The sequence below is a fragment of the Desulfofustis glycolicus DSM 9705 genome, from assembly GCF_900130015.1.
GTDB lineage: Bacteria > Desulfobacterota > Desulfobulbia > Desulfobulbales > Desulfocapsaceae > Desulfofustis > Desulfofustis glycolicus.
Genome location: NZ_FQXS01000013.1, coordinates 31,508 through 47,165, shown reverse-complemented (window position 1 = coordinate 47,165; position 15,658 = coordinate 31,508). Strand labels below are relative to the sequence as shown.

Sequence of the window (15,658 nt, the reverse complement as noted above, 5' to 3'; positions counted from 1 at the left end):
GAGGCGGCACCGTCTTTTTAGTGGTTCGTTACGGAGCGGTCAGAACCACGTACTGACTGAAATTACCGAAGCGGACGCGCAACAGCACGCGATCACTGTGCGACGATTTACTCAGCACCTGCTGCATCTCCCTGATGTTTGATATTTTGACCTTGTTTACTTCTTCGATCAACTGGCCTGCTTTCAAGCCACTTTGCTCGGCGACGCTGCCCGGTTCGACCTCACTGATGACGACTCCCTGACGGTCTTGATAGCCCAGCTGTTCTGCCAGTTCGGGGGTGAGTTCCTGCACGGCCAGACCGAACGAGCCAAGCGCACTGTCGCTGCCGCTCCGGGCCACTCCGAAGTCGGCCGGCTGCTCGGTGATCTCGACCTTGATTTCAAGTGGTTCTCCGTCCCTGACGACCTGCAGGGTTACGGTGGTCCCGGGAATGGTCAAGGCGATGCGGTTGCGCAGATCGGCCACATCCTTGAGTTCAACACCGTCGAGGCCGGTAAGGATATCGCCCTGCTGGATGCCGGCCTTGTCGGCAGGTGAATCCTGCTGGGTCTCGCTGACGAGGATACCCTTTGCTTTTTTCAGATCGAATGATTTGGCCAGTTCTTCATTGACGTCCTGAATGACCACACCAAGCCAGCCTCTGGTCACCTTACCGTGTTTCTGCAGCTGATCTTCGATGGATTTCACCATGTTGATCGGGATCGCGAAACCGATACCCATGTAGCCGCCGGTGCGGCTGTACAGTGCAGAATTGATACCGACCACTTCGCCGTAAATGTTGATCAGCGGGCCACCGGAATTGCCCGGGTTAATTGCGGCATCGGTCTGGATGAAGTTCTCGTATTCATTGATACCGACCCTGCTCCGACCCTTGGCGCTGACCACCCCGACGGTGACGGTCTGGTTCAGGCCGAACGGGTTACCGATGGCGATCACCCACTCACCGACATCGAGGGCTTCGGAATCGCCGAGCGATAGAGTCGGCAGCTCTTCGTCAACATCAATTTTGATGAGCGCCACATCGGATTGAGGGTCGGTGCCGATCAGTTTGGCCTCAACCTCGCGATTATCGGCCAGAGTAACAGTCATTTTTTCAGCGTTTTCTACAACATGGTTGTTGGTGAGGATGTGCCCGTCATCGCTGATGATGAACCCGGAACCGGCGCCGTATTGCCGACGTTTTGGTCGATTGGGATCCTGAAACCGGAATTGCGGTCCGAAAAACCGCTCAAAAAACGGATGATTGAAAAACTCTTCCATTTCCGCCGGTGGTTTGGCGGTACTCTCAACCTTGATATGGACGACCGCCGGTTTGACGTCTTTGACGACTTGGGCAAAGGCCTTGGCGGAACGGTCGAGCACTTCGATATCTTCTTCTGTAGGGGCCGCGCGAACAGTGATGAGCGAGGCGACGAGAAGAAAGATCAGGGCAATAAACGGGGTCGTTGACAGGCGAAGGATACGTGTGTTTTCCATGGTGTTTTTTCTCCGTGTACCGAAAAGATGTTGCACCAGACCAGAAAGGGCGGTCTTGGCAGCTTCTGCAGATAACAGTAAACGGATCGGAGTGGTGGTCAAGAAAGATTACACGATTGTAATCTTGATGAAATCAGGAGTGTTAAGCGAGCGGGCATGGTCATCATTCCCGCTCGCTTTGTCGATTCAACTGCGGATCATCTCGGCGATTTGAAAGGCGACTTCAAGGCTCTGCTCTGCATTGAGCCGAGGATCGCAGGTGGTCAGGTAATTCCGGTCGAGATCGTCGTCGAGAATATCGCGTGCACCGCCGATACACTCGGTCACGTTATCTCCGGTCAGTTCGAAGTGGACGCCGCCGGGGATGGTACCTTCCGCCCAGTGGGTCTCGAAAAAACAGGTAACCTCGGCCAGGATATCGTTGAAGTTTCGCGTCTTGTGGCCACTAGTCGACGTATAGGTATTGGCGTGCATCGGATCGCAACTCCAAACGATGTTGTGGCCTTCCCGTTTCATCTCGCGCAATAGGGGCGGGAGCACTCGTTCGATGTTTTTCAGACCGAAACGGGTGATCAGGGTCAACCGGCCGGGCTCGTTGTCCGGGTTGAGCTTGTCGATCAACCGTTTGATGTCATCCAACTCGTACGTTGGTCCGACTTTGACGCCGATCGGGTTGAGAACGCCGCTCAAAAATTCGACATGGGCGCCGTCCAGCTGCCGAGTGCGTTCACCGATCCAGAGCAGGTGGGCGGAACAGTCGTACCAGCCGCCGCTGGTTGAATCGACCCGAGTCAGTGCCTCCTCGTAGCCGAGCAGCAAGGCCTCGTGGGACGTGAACAGTTGGGCCTGGGTTATCTGCGGGGTATCCATCGAGATACCGATCGTCTCCATAAACTGGATGGCCCGGTCGATCTGACTCGCCATTCGTTCGTAAGACCGGCCCATCGGCGATTGGGCGACAAACTCCTGGTTCCAGGCCTGGACCCGGTGCAGTGCGGCGAAACCGCCGCGGGTAAAGGCGCGCAGCAGATTCAGCGTGGCGGCGGCCATATTGTAGCCTTTGAGCATCCGTTTCGGATTGGGCAGCCGTGCCGCCGCCGTCGGTTCGGGACTGTTGACCATATCACCGCGATAGGACGGTAGGGTCAAACCGTCGATCGTTTCGGTATCGGCGGAGCGGGGCTTGGCGAACTGGCCGGCGATACGGCCGACCTTGATGACCGGTACGCCGCCGGCATAGGTCAGGGTAACGGCCATCTGCAGCAGTACTTTCAGGGTCTCACGAATCTTCGGCGCGGTGACCTGCGAAAAATTTTCCGAACAATCGCCGCCTTGAAGCAGGAACGCCTCACCTTTTACTGCTTTGGCCAGCAGGGCCTTGAGCGATCTGATTTCACCGGCGAAAACGAGCGGCGGCAGAGTTGATAATTCGGCCAATACCTTGTCGACGGCGACCTGGTCCGGCCAGTTGGGTTGCTGTAGCGCGGGGAACGCTTTCCAGCTTGACTTTGTCCACTGTTCTGTGGTGGTCATGAACGTCCTCTCTTTCAAGTTCGGTTGTTGCTTGTCGTCAAATACCGAGACAGCAGCGCTCGAGATCAAACGCATTGAGAATGCGCTTTTCCCGCTGTCGTTTCTCTTCATCCACGAACGGAAGAAAGAGCAGGCTCGGCAGCATGTCCAGGGCCGCTTGACGATCTGGAATGGCCGCCAGCCCTTCGCCGATGGTTTTTCCGGATGCCGTATCCAGGAGCAGGGCGTCTTGGCCGTTGGTAACGACGGCCAACGGGATCTGGTACGTCGGGTTGAGAACCCGGGCGGCGGCGATCGCGGAGCGTTCCCGGCTGACCAGCGACCCGGGTCCGTAGCGGATGATCATGAACTGTCGGTCTTCGAGCCGGACCGTCAGGTCGATAACGGACGTGACAAAATGCCTGGTGAACAGCGTTTCGATAGAGAGCCGCGGCTGAAGTTCTTCTTTGCGGTAGCCGCGCTCCTCGACCATCAGTTTACTGAGGCCCTGGCGGATGCGTTCGTCATCCGTGTCGACCAGTTCCTCGCCGGTCAGATAGTCGTTGAGGGTCCCGTAAACCAGGTGATGGGAATGATGTTCCGCCATGGTCTCCTGTAAAAGATTAATACTGTTGGGAATCAACGACTCTGTCAACAAAAATTACCGGACACACGGCAAAAAGTTCTGTTGCGCCGCCGCTCTGAGCGGAATCCTCCGTCTCCTTCACCACCGACAACCGTGGCGATCCTTGTTGGAATACAGTACCTTGTCTCAACCAACGGCAAGACAGCCTGCAACCAACAGTGGGACAAATCTCAACCTGCGGCGAGACAGGTTTTAACCTGTCCTCCGCAAACTACTGCCATTAACTGCGGCCCTTCGCTGACTGATTGATCTTATCAACGCAGCGATGATATCAAGTGCCTATTGAGACCTTCGAATAGGGAGGATGTGGTAATCTGTACTAACGGACTGATCGGCTCTTCCTCCGGCTGCGGCCGTCCTGTCCGCAGCCGGAGGGCCTGATTCTTCGTCCAGTCGGGCCTCCACGATGCAGCCTCCGGGAGATCCGATCAGCCCTGCCGACCGTGGTGGTAATTTTTGAGGTTGGATTTTGTCATTGTTAAGATCTCAGTCATGGAGGTAAGGAGGGATATATGGAGATCATCAGATTGTCGATTGAGACCGACTACCGGTTGGTCGACGCCCTGAGCGATTACCTGGTCGGGGTGCTTGGCGCGGCGGTGGAGTGCGGTGTGGATGAGGAGGCACCGGTTACGGAGGTGCACGCCTTCCTGCAGCCATCTTCCGCCACCGGGGTGGACGGCGGCGAAGCGGAGCGGCGGTTGACCCTCTACGGTGAGGAACTGGCGGCTATCTTTGGCGTGGCGCCGCCCTTAATCACCCGGGACATCGTTGCCGATCAGGACTGGGCGACCAGCTGGCAGGAGCATTTTCGGCCCTTTGCTATCGTTCCCGGTCTGGTGATCGCGCCGACCTGGGAAGAATACCGGCCCGGCGATGACGAACAGGTGATCATCATGGATCCTGGAATGGCGTTTGGCACCGGCCATCATGCAACAACCAGACTGTGCCTGGAACTGTTGCGCCAGGTGATCGGGACATTGGCGGAACCCCGGGTGCTCGATGTCGGTACCGGTACCGGGATTCTGGCGATGGCGGCGGTGCTGTTCGGTGCGGCCGACGCGGTTGCCCTCGACAACGACCCCGAAGCGGTGCGAGTGGCCACCGAGAATGTACGCAGCAACGCGCTCCAGGACCAGATTGAGGTGTCGTCACGTTCGCTGATCGATTGTGCCGATCGCTATCAGCTCGTGGTGGCCAATATCGTTCACGATACCTTGCTCGACCTCGCCGGCGATCTCGCCCGGGTCGTCGACGACGGTGGCAGCCTGCTGCTGTCCGGTCTGATCTGCGGCGCGCAGGTGGCCTCGCTGCTGGATCGTTTTGCGACGCTATCGTTTCGGTGTGTCGGTCAGCTGCAAGATGGTGAGTGGTGCGCGTTGCACCTGGTAAAAATGGAGCGTTGACGGATCAGTCGGAGATCTGCATCGGTGAGAGCTGATAATCGTCGTCGAAGATAACGGCCATCCCGTCGCCTTCGTGACGGATGACGACTCCGGTGGCCTTGACCCAGGCCGGCTTCCCGGCGCAACGGCGGAGACTGTCGAGCGACAGGATAAAGCGCAGTTTTTTCAGGTCGACAAATGAGATGAGAAATTCCATGGCGATCCGGCTGGCGATCGGCAGGGGCTGATCGGTACTGATAAAGGCGCCTCCGGAACTGATATTGGCAGTGATCAGTTCGCCGAAGGACTCGACGTTGGCACCGCTGATCAGGGCCACGCGAACGGGCAGGTGCATCGTAAACCGTTCGTGCAGGCGTTGCTCGAGCGGTAGTGTCTGATTCTTGGAACCGGTCGTCATGAAAACGGGGAGCTTGAAAAATTAGGAATTTCGTTCAAGATCGAGGCGCGCAAGAAAATTTTACCGCAGGCATATACATGATATTCCGAGGATAAAATTTGATTGTGCAACGATGAGATTGGGCGGAATGACAATTTTTCAAGGTTCCCAAATGTTTGATTGTACGAAGAAGAGCCCTGTTATGTTTGACAATAGATGAATGTTTTCGGAAAGTCAAATATGAGACGTTTTTTTATTGAACCGGTGGCGGATCTCCACTACCCGGTGGTTCTCGACCGGGAAGAGGCCCATCATTGCTTGCGGGTGTTGCGGTTGCAGCACGGAGCCGAGGTGGAGTTGCTCGATGGGATCGGCGGCCTGTACCGCGGCTCCATTGAACTGCTTGGCCGGCAGGTGGCGATCCGGCTGCAGGAAAAAATTGCCCAGGAACCGGAACCCGCGCATCCCGTCTGGCTCTTTCAGGGTGACCTGAAGGGCAAAAAAATGGACGAGTTGGTACAGCGCTGCACCGAACTCGGTGTAACGCGGTTCCTGCCGTTTACCAGCCGTCGCAGCCAGGGGAGGATCGCCGGTGAGCGGTGGGCACGCAAACAGCAGCGCTGGCGCGATCTGGTGCGGGCGGCCTGCAAACAGAGCGGCCGGTTACGCCTGATGGACACAGCGCAGCAGCGGCCGATTGGTGATTGTCTTGCCGAGGAGCTGCCGGCGGCAACACTGAAACTGCTCTTCTGGGAGGAGGAAAAAACACGTCGACTGACGGCTGTCGATTGGCCGGCCGCCGATCGCTTGGCAGCGGTCGCGGTGATGATGGGGCCGGAAGGAGGTTTTGCCGAAGGGGAAGTCGAGCAGGCTCGGCATCACGGCTGGACGAGTGTCAGCCTCGGCAGCGGTATTCTCCGGGCGGAAACGGCAACGATCGCAGCGGTTGCCATTGTTCAACACCGCCTGGGAGCGATATGATCGTCAGGGGGACCCCTACCTACGGCCCTGTGCCGACAGCGATCGGGCGGCCGCCCCGACTGCCCGGGACACTCAGCGCGGCGGAATAATGACCTCCAGGCTGGCCGTAGGCAGCCAACCGGTACGCCCCGTCTCGTCGGTGACCGAGGTGAAGTCCCGGTGCTCGGCGTGCGTTGAGACCAGCCGGCCTTGCCGGATGGCGCCGACCGAGGGGGCGCCGGCAAACGGTGAAACGACGAGTTGCCCGTCGGCCATCACCACCGAACGCTGCCAGTGGTGCTGCCGAACACCCGCCGCAGTCAGTCCGCCGACAAAGAGCAGCAGGCAGAACAGCAGGGTCAAAACTTCGACGGCCCGTCGCGGCTTCTTCTGCAACGACAGCAGGGCAAAACCACAGTAGATAAGGAGTCCGGCCAGGCTGACGAGCGACCACTGGGAGATGGTCAGCAGGGCGGTGACCAGCTCGCCCAGGGTCGGCTCGGGCGGAAAAACCCCGTAGTGTTTCCTCAGCAGGGCGAGGTTCCCGGCGGCGTCTGCATCTCCGGGTGTCAGGTAGAGGCTGCGCAGGTAGGAGAGTGTTGCCGCTCCGGCATCGCCGAGACGGGCATGGGCGTTGCCGATATTGTAGAGTAGTGAGGCCGACGGACGTTCACCGCCGAGCCGGTGGTAGCACTCGATCGCCCGGCCATATTCAGCCTGGTAGTAGAGTTTGTTGCAGCTGTCGAGATCGGCGGCAGCCAGGTCCCGCGCTGCGGAAGGCATGGCGATTACAAGCAGACAGGAGATAAGCAGCAGTAAACGCTTCATGACCACTCCCTGATCAAGGTGCGGAGGGCTTCGTGCAGGTCTCGGCGCTGCTCCTCTGTCAACTGCGCCGCTCCGTAAGCATGCCGGTCGGCCATCAGGAACAAGGTGCTGACCGGCGATTCGTCCCCGAGTCGGCTGCGAATATCGGCGGTGGTCAGCGCGTCGGCCCTGGTTTGCCAGCACAGGGCGAGAAAGGAGCGGACCGCCTGACGGGCACGCGGCAGATAATCACCGCCTGGAACCGTGCCGGTCTGGTCGATCAGCGCCAGTGTTTCCCGGCGCAACCGCTCTTTAGCCCGGGCGTATTGCCGTTCCGGCCGGCGTTCCTGCAGCGTTCGGTGCAGACGAAGCGCACTGACGCCAGCAATCGCAGCCAGGACGGCGACGAGAGCGTTGACGAACCATGGTTGGCGGAAGAGCGGGACAAACGATCCGGGTGGAGACCGGGTCAATTTCGCCGGGGCCAGGTCGTCCAGGGTCGATTTCTTCTCCTGAGCGACCGGAGCCGGCAGTTGTGCCCCTGGCCGGGTTCCGGTTGTTGGGGAGGTCCCCGCTCCGGCCGGGTTGGTGACGACCAGGTCGACCGGGTCGGTCAGCAGGGTCTGGTAGCTACGGCGCTGCGGGTCGAAAAAACTGAAGGCCAGTGGGGGCAGGCGACGGACTGCCGGGTCGGTGACGACCACCGCCTGCTCGAAAATTTTTTTGCCCAGGTACGGGGTTTGTCCGGATTGCAGCGTAGCTGTCGGGGGATACTCTTTCAGCCCTTCGCTGCTGCTGAGGCGGGGTGCGGTGACCGTGTCGAAATTTCCGGTGCCGGCAACGGTCATCGTCAGCGTCAATGGATCGCCGATCTCGATATGATCCGGAGACGCCTGCAGGTCCAGAGTGAATGAGCCGACCGCGCCGGCAAATCCCTGCGGCCGGTTTTCGGCCGGCAGCGGCACGACGGTAAAGGAGAGGGCCGGGGCGGTAAGGGTTAGCGGGCGATTTTTGTAACCGCCAAGCAGGTCGTCCAGCAGTGAATCGTCAAAAAGGTCGGTGCCGAAACCGGGCAGGCGCTGCCGGCGTTTTACCGGTACGAGCAATGTCGCGTCGGCCTCGGCGGAGATCTCCTGGCGCCCTTCTTTGATCCCGGTCAGCGTGCCGTTCCAGGTAACTGCGGTATACTGGGTTCCGTCCACCAGCTCTCGGTGCTGCTGTGGTTCGCGATCCGGGATGTCGAGCAGGATGCCGTCGGCGCGCACGGCCGGCGGTCCGCTGAGGTTGACTTTGACACCCTGGCGGAAATAGGCGGTGATGGTTACCGGTACCACCTCATTGAGGTAGGCCTGCTGTTTTTTCGGGATCAGCTTGATAAACGCCGCCCGCGGTTGATCAACAGCGTCATCGGTTCCCGGATCGGAGGATCCGGGTGGCGAGGTTGACGCGCCGGTGACGGTACAGGTCAGCGGTTCGGTGCGGTGGACAACGCCGTCAACGGTTACCGTGACCGGGCCAATGGTATAGGTTCCGGGGCGACTGCCGGTAACGAGATAGGTTTCGGTCAGCGAAGAGGTAATGGCGCCGTTGACCATCTGGAATTGCCGGCTCTGACCACGGTGATGGAAGCTCAACCCGTCAATTTCCGGTAGTGTAATCTCGGCGGATTGTTGCCCCTCGATTCGGATTTGCAGTGTCGCCGCATCGTCGGTAGAAAAGTTCTGCGGCGTCAGCCGGGCGGAAACCTGGACTGCCGCATTGGCTGGCAGCGCGGTCAATAGTAGGGCGGCGACGAGCAGCACAGCCGGCAGCAGCCGGTGGTGCGCTGTCCGGTCATGGTGGGCAGTGGTCGTGTGCGAAAAACGGATATCTGTCATTACCAGTCGTTCATCGTTTCGCTGCTTGTGGTCGGGTGCTGCGGCATCACCAGGTCAAGGCGTCCTTCCTCTCCTTCGATGGCCTGGAGCAGCCGCTTGGCTTCCTCTTTGGTCATTGCCCGGTCGGTGTTTCCGGGATCGTGCCGGTTGTCTCCTTGCTCAGTAGTCTGTCCGGTTGTGTGTTCGTCGTCGTGGCGATCCTGATCCGTGATCCCATCTGATTGCTCTGCCGGGGCAGTGGCTTGACCGGAGGCTGACCGTTCCGACTTGGAATTTTGGCCGCCGTTGTTTACATCATCGGCATCACCAGCATCGCCGGTCTTGTCGCCTGGCTGGTCGGGAACCGCCGATTCATCCGGCGTTGCCTGCCGGTCCCGCGGTGGCTGTTGCGGTTCCTTCGCTTGCTCGTCTGCAGGTTCCCGGGCCTCCTTTTCAGGGGATTTCGGGGCATTCTCTGTTTCCTGCCGCAGTCGCTCAAGTTGTTCTTTGACGAAATCGCGGTTAACCGCGGCGTTCCGATTCTCCGGATTCAGAGCCAGGACCGCAGTAAAAGCATCCAAAGCGCTCTGCCAGGCCTCGATAGTCTGTTTCACCGCGGACTGGCGGGTCTTTTCGCCGATGCGATACCAGGCGTTTCCCTGGTTGAAATAGGCCTTTTCCTGGAGGGTCGGGTCGGCGGCGGGGATGGCGCGGCCAAAAGCGTCGACGGCCTCGGAGAAACGTTCGTTCTTGTAGGCGGCGCTCCCGGTGTTAAAGAGCAGGACCGGGTTGCCCGGGTCGTCGCGCAACAGCTCGCGATAGAAGGTCTCGGCACGTTGGAAATCCCCGGCAGCAAACGCACGCTCCCCATCTGAAGCGCCTGCCGATGGTGGGCCGAGCAGGCCGGGTCCGGCGGCCAGGATCAGCGCCAAGATAGATGCTTTTCGCAACCGCGCCAGGCGGGCGATGGCTCGGTGGAAGGAGCGCTGCCGTTTTCTGCCGGATAACAGGAAATCGCCACAGAGCAGCGCGATTGCCAGGGCCAGCGGCCATTCGCTGCGTGAAATTGGTACTTTTGTGCGCTTTTCGGCAAACTCCCGGGCCGGGACCAAGGCCAGTCGTTCCCGGTACACGGTCTCCAGGCCTTCACCGCGGGTGCCGAGGTCGGCATAGATGCCGCCGCCCTGCTCTGCGATCGCCTTCAGCGCCTGGCGGTCCAGCCGACTCCTGACATAGGCGCCGCTGTTGTCCTTGACGAAGCCGCCGCTGGTTCGGTCCGGGATCAACTCCCCGGCAGCGGTGCCGACACCGATGGTAAAGATGGTCATGCCGCGGGAATGTGCTGCCTGTGCGGCGGCGATCCCATTCGTGCCGAGGTCTTCGCCGTCGGTGATGATGACCAGCAGTTTGTGGTTGGCGTCGTTGGCCAGCACCGCTTCGGCGGCCTTGATAGCTCCGCCGATATCGGTGCCGCCGAGCGGCAGAAGAGTACTATCGACCGCCTGCAGCGATTGATTGAAGGCCTGGTAATCGGCGGTGAGCGGACAAAGCAGATGGGAGGTGCCGGCAAACGGCAGCAGGCCGATACGATCGCCCTTGAGGTGGTCGACAAAGTCAATGACCGCTAGTTTGCTGCGTTCCAGACGGCTGGGGCGAACGTCCGGGGCGAGCATGCTCCGGGAGCTGTCCAGCGCAAACAAGATATCGATACCCTTGTGTTTGACGTCGATCCACCGGGAGCCGTAACGCGGTTCGGCCAGCGCCACGAAGCAGCAGAAGACGGCGCCGGCTACCAGCAGCTTTTTCGCCGTGCGGCGCAGCGGGCAGATCGACGCGGTGAGCGTGTTGAGCAGCGATGGTGCGGCAAAACGGGCGAGCATTCGTTGCCGCCTCCGTTCCGTCTGCTGCCACCAGAGCCACAGCAGCAGGCAGACGAGAATGGTGACAGGGAGGCACCAAGGGTAAGCAAAGGATATCATGGTCATCGATCCTAGGGCAAAAATCGTCGGCGCAGCAGGAGTTCGCCAGCGAGCAGCAGCAGGGCGACGACGATCAGCAGCGGATAGAGTTCCCGGTAGTGCTCGAAGTGTTTGCTGGTCCGGGTCGTCGTCTCCATCGCATTGATTTCCTGGTAGATCCGTTCCAGCGAAGCGGTATCGGTGGCCCGGTAATAGCGTGCTCCGGTCAACGCGGCGATCTGCTGCAGACTCCTCTCGTCGATATCGACACGGACATTGGCCAGGACTTTGCGACCGTACGGGTCGACCACCGGCGTCCGAGCCACGCCGCGGGTACCGGCGCCGATAGTGTAGACCTTGATTTCAAGGGTGCGGGCGGCTTCGGCCGCGGCCGCCGGCGGCACCTTGCCGGCATTGTTCATGCCGTCGGTGAGCAGGATTAGGATGCGCGATTTCGATTCCTGTTCATGGAGGCGGGAAACCCCGACGCCGATGGCTGAACCGATGGCCGTCCCGTCTTCGATCATGCCGACCGTCAGCGCCTCGAGTCGTTTTTGCAGCCAGTGATGATCCAGGGTCAGCGGGCTGATAAGGTAGGGACGGACACTGAAGGCGAGCAGACCGATCCGGTCGTTGGGCCGGTCGGCGATGAAGTCTGCTACCACTGCTTTGACCACCTGCAGACGGTTGGCCGTTTTTCCCTGGAGCGTGAAATCCATGGCCTCCATGGAGCCGGAAACGTCGACCGCGAGCATGATATCGATGCCGCTGGCCTCGATTTCCGTTGTGGTGTTGCCCAGTTGCGGTCGGGCCAGGGCGAGAATCAGGCAGGCGATCACCAGTAGTTTCAGGCTGGCGAGCAGTTTGCCCGGCTGGTATTTTCGGGCGCTGGCCAGGGTCGCGGCGATGGCGGTGGTGGAGAAGAGCAGCGCCGGAGCCGCTCCTCGGCGGCCGCGCAGCAGCGCCAGCACGGGCAACAGGGTCAACAGCCAGAGCAGTTCCGGGTGGAGAAAGCGCATCGCCTCAGACCTCCGCTGGTGTTGTCCGGTCCCCCGTCGTTTCGATGAATGAGCGAACGGTCCGGGTGAGTTGATCGACGCCGGCCGGCTCCGGCGAAAGTCCGGCAAATTTCACCAGATCGCATAGTTGCAGGCAGTGGTGCAGGTCGTCACGATAGTTGTTTGGTGGCAACCTATCCTGTCTTCTCTCGCTATCACCATGCTCGAGGACTGCCTCCAGACTGCCGAGAAACTCTTCCGTGGTACGGCGGGTGGCGCTGAGGTTGAAGCGGAGCTCGACATAGCGGCGCAGGATTGAAGACACCGTCTCCGCATACGTCGCATGACGGCCGGGTTCACTGCCCGTCAGCAGTCGCTGGGCGTCGCTGAGTTCGGCCAGTGCTTCGGCGGCCGGGTCCGGGTTGGGCGGCGGGGAGGATCGCCGGCGGCGCAGGAACAGAACCAGTACGGCGGCAAGAACGATAACGGCCAGCAGCAGGATGGCGAGCAGCAGATAGGGCGGCTGGTCGGCCAGGGGAAGCGGCGGGTAGATATCGACCAAGCCGGTCGTTTCGGCCGGCGCGGCCAGGGCCAGGCCGATTGCCGACACGGTCTTTTTCGGAGCCCGGGGAAGGCCGGCCCGATGATGATCCGGAGGGAGGAATGATACGGCAGAAATGAGAAGGAGAGAGAGATGAGTTCCGGATTGGTTCATCATCTGGCCAGCCTCCGTTTCCGGGCTCCGAAAAATGATAACAACGGTCCGATGTAAGAGCCGTCGGTACTCAGTGACAGGGTATCGATGCCGGCACCGCCGAGCATCCGCGACAGCTTGCCGGCGCGATCGGCGGCCAGTTCCCGCCAGCCGCGGCGAACGGCGGGATCGGCGGTATCGATTTCCACCTGGCGGCCGGTTTCCGCATCCTCGATGGTCAGACAGCCGCAATCCGTCAGCTCGTGCTCGCGTGGGTCACTGACTACCACGGCAATCAGGTCGTGACGGCGGTTGCACAGCTGCAATTTGGCGCGCAGCTCGGCCAGCCGCTCTTCATAATCGCCGTCCAGACAGAAGTCGGAGATCAGAAAGGTGACGGCTTTGCGTTTGCGCACCTCGACCATGAAATCGAGCGGCGCCGTTAACTTGGTCTGCCGACTGCGGGGCCGGTGATAGAGGATCTCTCTGATCACCCGCAGGATGTGGGAGCGGCCTTTGGCCGGCGGGATATAGAGTTCGACGAAGTCGCTGAACAGCACCAGGCCGACCTTGTCGTTGTTACGCACCGCCGAAAAGGCCAGCACCGAGCCGAGTTCGGCCATCATTTCCCGTTTGGACCAGCTCGTCGAACCGAAGTCGCCGCTGCCGCTGATGTCGATCAGCAGCATGATGGTCAGCTCCCGCTCCTCGACGAATTTCTTGACGTGCGGTGTCCCGGTCCGGGCGGTGACGTTCCAGTCGATGGAACGAATCTCGTCGCCGCTCACGTAGGCCCTGACCTCGTCGAAATTCATGCCACTACCGCGGAATACGGACTGGTAGGTGCCGGCCAGGCTGTCGGTCACCAGGCGGCGGGTACGGACTTCGATCTGCCTGACCTTGCTCAGAATTTCCGATGTCTTGCGAGGATCGATGGTCGGGGCGGCGGACATCTCAGGGAACCGGCACGGTGTCGAGAATGGTGCGGATCAGGTCGTCACTGGTGATCGACTCGGCTTCGGCTTCATAGCTGGGTCGGATCCGGTGGCGCATCACGTCGGACGCCGCCTCTTTGACGTCGTCCGGCGTGACGAAGCCGCGGCCGGCGAGAAAGGCCAGGCTACGGGACACTTCCTTGAGATTCAGGGTGGCCCGTGGGGAGGCGCCCGACTCGATATAGTGTGCCAGTTCGAGACCGTAGGCGGCCGGATCACGGCTGGCGCAGACCAGTGAGACAATATAGTCCTTGACCTTGTCGTCCAGGTAGACGGCATCGACCACGGTCCGGGCCGCCAGGATATCGGCCGAGGTCGTCACCGGACGAACCTCGACCCGGGAGTCGGCATGATCGCGCAGATCGATAATGCGCCGCTCCTCGGCAGGAGTCGGATAGGAGATGGTCACCTTGAGCATGAAGCGGTCGACCTGGGCCTCTGGCAACGGGTAGGTGCCTTCCTGTTCGATCGGGTTCTGGGTGGCCAGAACCAGGAACAGGTCGGGCAGCCGATAGGTGGTGTCGCCGATGGTCACCTCTTTTTCCTGCATCGCTTCGAGCAATGCCGACTGCACTTTGGCCGGGGCCCGATTGATTTCGTCGGCCAGGATCAGCGATGAAAAGATCGGTCCCTGCTTGACCTCGAAGGCGGTATCGCGCGGGTTGTAGATCTCGGTACCGATGATATCGGCCGGCAGCAGGTCCGGCGTGAACTGAATTCGTTTGAAGTCGGTGTGGATCGCCCGGGCCAGGGACTTGACGGCCAGCGTCTTGGCCAGTCCCGGCACCCCTTCGAGCAGGATATGGCCGCCGGTCAACAGGCCGACGAGCAAGCGTTGGATCAGGTGGTCCTGGCCGATCACCGCTTTGCGCAATTCCGCCTGCAGTGGTGCCAGCCAGGATGATGCTGCGGCAATGCGGGCAGTGGTCTCCTGGACCGTCCGGTAGACGGCTTCTCGGGTGTTGCCGGTCTGCGGCTGGGTCTGTTCAGGTTCTGTAAACATTTTCAATTTCGATTCATGGGGGACAGGTTAAAACCTGTCCCCGCTCGTTATGGGTTCCCCGGGCTGGTTGGTTCTCCCGGAGGCTGCATCGCGGAGGCCCGGCAGGACGGAGAATCAGGCCCGAAGGGCGGCGGACAGGACGTCCGCCGCCGGCGGCCAGGCCATGGATGGCCTGTCTGCCGGCCTCGGAGTCCAGCCGAATAGGCCGCAGCGCAGCAGCCGGAGGGAGATCCGACCAGCCCTAACGGCCACGATACAGTTACCATAAACCAGCTCTATTACGAAAACCTTGCCGAAACATTACAATGTTGTAATCTTGCCGGGAAATGAATACAGCGGGATGGCGGCAGACCGGCAGTGGCGTCGGCAAACGGCCCGGTCCCCAGGACGTTGGCGAGGAGTTGGGCATGGAGCACGGGATAGAGCGTGTCTTGATTTCCGAGCAGGAAATTGAGGCAGTGGTGGCACGTCTTGGCCGGGAAATTACCGCGGCCTATCAATCCGTCGAACAACTCGACCTGGTCGTTGTCGGTCTGCTGCGGGGATCGTTCATGTTCATGGCCGACCTGGTCCGGCAGATCAAGCTGCCGATGGTCGTCGATTTCCTGACGGTCTCCAGCTACGGCGCAGGAACGGTCAGCAGCGGCAATGTCAAGGTGGTGATGGATCTCGACCAGTCCATCGAGGGCAAGGATATATTGATGGTTGAGGATATCATCGATACTGGTCACACCTTCAACAAGATAATCGGCCTGATCCGCCATCGCCGGCCCCGGTCCCTGAAGATCTGCACCTTTTTGAGCAAGCCGTCGCGGCGGTTGGTCGAGGTGCCGATCGATTTTTGCGGTCTGACCATACCCGACGAGTTCGCCTGCGGCTATGGACTCGATCACGCCCAGAAATATCGGAATCTCCCCTATGTCGGCGTCCTTGAACCGGCGCTGATCAAGGGACAATGAGCAGTATGCCG

Annotated in this window: 14 protein-coding genes; 3 read left to right on the top strand and 11 right to left on the bottom strand. The window is 60.4% G+C overall.

Annotated elements, in window-relative coordinates:
• Positions 1 to 28 precede the first annotated feature (28 nt).
• The 3 genes from BUC26_RS11635 to BUC26_RS11625 form a co-directional block, all read right to left on the bottom strand.
• Positions 29 to 1,477, bottom strand: a complete 1,449-nt coding sequence (locus BUC26_RS11635) for a DegQ family serine endoprotease (protein WP_073376204.1) — start codon at positions 1,475 to 1,477, stop codon at positions 29 to 31.
• Positions 1,478 to 1,663: 186 nt separating this feature from the next.
• Complete coding sequence (locus tag BUC26_RS11630; RefSeq protein WP_073376202.1) at positions 1,664 to 3,010, bottom strand: class II 3-deoxy-7-phosphoheptulonate synthase; 1,347 nt, start codon at positions 3,008 to 3,010, stop codon at positions 1,664 to 1,666.
• A gap of 37 nt (positions 3,011 to 3,047) precedes the next feature.
• Positions 3,048 to 3,596, bottom strand: coding sequence for a type I restriction enzyme HsdR N-terminal domain-containing protein (locus BUC26_RS11625; RefSeq protein ID WP_073376200.1), 549 nt, complete (start codon positions 3,594 to 3,596; stop codon positions 3,048 to 3,050).
• Positions 3,597 to 4,147: 551 nt separating this feature from the next.
• On the opposite strand from BUC26_RS11625, the gene BUC26_RS11620 reads away from it, so the two are divergent.
• Positions 4,148 to 5,041, top strand: a complete 894-nt coding sequence (locus BUC26_RS11620; RefSeq protein ID WP_073376198.1) for a 50S ribosomal protein L11 methyltransferase — start codon at positions 4,148 to 4,150, stop codon at positions 5,039 to 5,041.
• A gap of 4 nt (positions 5,042 to 5,045) precedes the next feature.
• On the opposite strand, the gene BUC26_RS11615 is transcribed toward BUC26_RS11620, so the two are convergent.
• Positions 5,046 to 5,438: a PilZ domain-containing protein gene (locus BUC26_RS11615; protein ID WP_073376196.1), complete on the bottom strand. Its 393-nt coding sequence runs from the start codon at positions 5,436 to 5,438 to the stop codon at positions 5,046 to 5,048.
• A 219-nt stretch (positions 5,439 to 5,657) separates the two neighbouring features.
• Here BUC26_RS11615 and BUC26_RS11610 point away from each other — a divergent pair, with 219 nt between their 5' ends.
• A complete protein-coding gene (locus BUC26_RS11610; protein ID WP_161949845.1) occupies positions 5,658 to 6,398 on the top strand; it encodes a 16S rRNA (uracil(1498)-N(3))-methyltransferase in 741 nt (246 codons plus the stop codon).
• A 72-nt stretch (positions 6,399 to 6,470) separates the two neighbouring features.
• Here the strand turns inward: BUC26_RS11610 and BUC26_RS11605 are convergent, their stop codons facing one another.
• From BUC26_RS11605 to BUC26_RS11575, 7 genes are read right to left on the bottom strand one after another with little or no spacing between them, the layout of a single operon-like run.
• Entirely contained in the window at positions 6,471 to 7,205 is a 735-nt protein-coding gene (locus BUC26_RS11605) for a tetratricopeptide repeat protein (protein ID WP_073376192.1), read from the bottom strand.
• Positions 7,202 to 9,061: a BatD family protein gene (locus BUC26_RS11600; RefSeq protein WP_073376190.1), complete on the bottom strand. Its 1,860-nt coding sequence runs from the start codon at positions 9,059 to 9,061 to the stop codon at positions 7,202 to 7,204. The genes BUC26_RS11605 and BUC26_RS11600 overlap by 4 nt, the downstream gene beginning before the upstream one ends.
• Positions 9,061 to 11,019, bottom strand: a complete 1,959-nt coding sequence (locus BUC26_RS11595) for a VWA domain-containing protein (RefSeq protein WP_161949844.1) — start codon at positions 11,017 to 11,019, stop codon at positions 9,061 to 9,063. The genes BUC26_RS11600 and BUC26_RS11595 overlap by 1 nt, the downstream gene beginning before the upstream one ends.
• Positions 11,020 to 11,030: 11 nt before the next feature.
• Positions 11,031 to 12,017, bottom strand: coding sequence for a VWA domain-containing protein (locus tag BUC26_RS11590; RefSeq protein ID WP_073376187.1), 987 nt, complete (start codon positions 12,015 to 12,017; stop codon positions 11,031 to 11,033).
• Between the two features lie 4 nt (positions 12,018 to 12,021).
• Positions 12,022 to 12,714 (bottom strand): DUF4381 family protein, encoded by a 693-nt coding sequence (locus BUC26_RS11585; RefSeq protein WP_073376186.1) that lies wholly within the window; start codon positions 12,712 to 12,714, stop codon positions 12,022 to 12,024.
• Positions 12,711 to 13,643 (bottom strand): DUF58 domain-containing protein, encoded by a 933-nt coding sequence (locus BUC26_RS11580; protein ID WP_073376184.1) that lies wholly within the window; start codon positions 13,641 to 13,643, stop codon positions 12,711 to 12,713. The genes BUC26_RS11585 and BUC26_RS11580 overlap by 4 nt, the downstream gene beginning before the upstream one ends.
• Position 13,644: 1 nt before the next feature.
• A complete protein-coding gene (locus tag BUC26_RS11575; protein ID WP_084540614.1) occupies positions 13,645 to 14,688 on the bottom strand; it encodes an AAA family ATPase in 1,044 nt (347 codons plus the stop codon).
• Between the two features lie 407 nt (positions 14,689 to 15,095).
• Here BUC26_RS11575 and hpt point away from each other — a divergent pair, with 407 nt between their 5' ends.
• On the top strand, positions 15,096 to 15,647 hold the full coding sequence (gene hpt / locus BUC26_RS11570; protein WP_073376321.1) for a hypoxanthine phosphoribosyltransferase: 552 nt from the start codon (positions 15,096 to 15,098) through the stop codon (positions 15,645 to 15,647).
• The last annotated feature ends 11 nt before the right edge of the window (positions 15,648 to 15,658 follow it).

Excerpts from the sequence above, each read along its gene's own strand:
- BUC26_RS11630 (WP_073376202.1), bottom strand. The coding sequence starts at position 3,010 with ATGACCACCACAGAACAGTGGACAAAGTCAAGCTGGAAAGCGTTCCCC.
- BUC26_RS11610 (WP_161949845.1), top strand. The coding sequence starts at position 5,658 with ATGAGACGTTTTTTTATTGAACCGGTGGCGGATCTCCACTACCCGGTG.
- BUC26_RS11620 (WP_073376198.1), top strand. The coding sequence starts at position 4,148 with ATGGAGATCATCAGATTGTCGATTGAGACCGACTACCGGTTGGTCGAC.
- hpt (WP_073376321.1), top strand. The coding sequence starts at position 15,096 with ATGGAGCACGGGATAGAGCGTGTCTTGATTTCCGAGCAGGAAATTGAG.
- BUC26_RS11615 (WP_073376196.1), bottom strand. The coding sequence starts at position 5,438 with ATGACGACCGGTTCCAAGAATCAGACACTACCGCTCGAGCAACGCCTG.
- BUC26_RS11575 (WP_084540614.1), bottom strand. The coding sequence starts at position 14,688 with ATGTTTACAGAACCTGAACAGACCCAGCCGCAGACCGGCAACACCCGA.
- BUC26_RS11600 (WP_073376190.1), bottom strand. The coding sequence starts at position 9,061 with ATGACAGATATCCGTTTTTCGCACACGACCACTGCCCACCATGACCGG.
- BUC26_RS11585 (WP_073376186.1), bottom strand. The coding sequence starts at position 12,714 with ATGATGAACCAATCCGGAACTCATCTCTCTCTCCTTCTCATTTCTGCC.
- BUC26_RS11635 (WP_073376204.1), bottom strand. The coding sequence starts at position 1,477 with ATGGAAAACACACGTATCCTTCGCCTGTCAACGACCCCGTTTATTGCC.
- BUC26_RS11580 (WP_073376184.1), bottom strand. The coding sequence starts at position 13,643 with ATGTCCGCCGCCCCGACCATCGATCCTCGCAAGACATCGGAAATTCTG.
- BUC26_RS11590 (WP_073376187.1), bottom strand. The coding sequence starts at position 12,017 with ATGCGCTTTCTCCACCCGGAACTGCTCTGGCTGTTGACCCTGTTGCCC.
- BUC26_RS11625 (WP_073376200.1), bottom strand. The coding sequence starts at position 3,596 with ATGGCGGAACATCATTCCCATCACCTGGTTTACGGGACCCTCAACGAC.
- BUC26_RS11595 (WP_161949844.1), bottom strand. The coding sequence starts at position 11,019 with ATGATATCCTTTGCTTACCCTTGGTGCCTCCCTGTCACCATTCTCGTC.
- BUC26_RS11605 (WP_073376192.1), bottom strand. The coding sequence starts at position 7,205 with ATGAAGCGTTTACTGCTGCTTATCTCCTGTCTGCTTGTAATCGCCATG.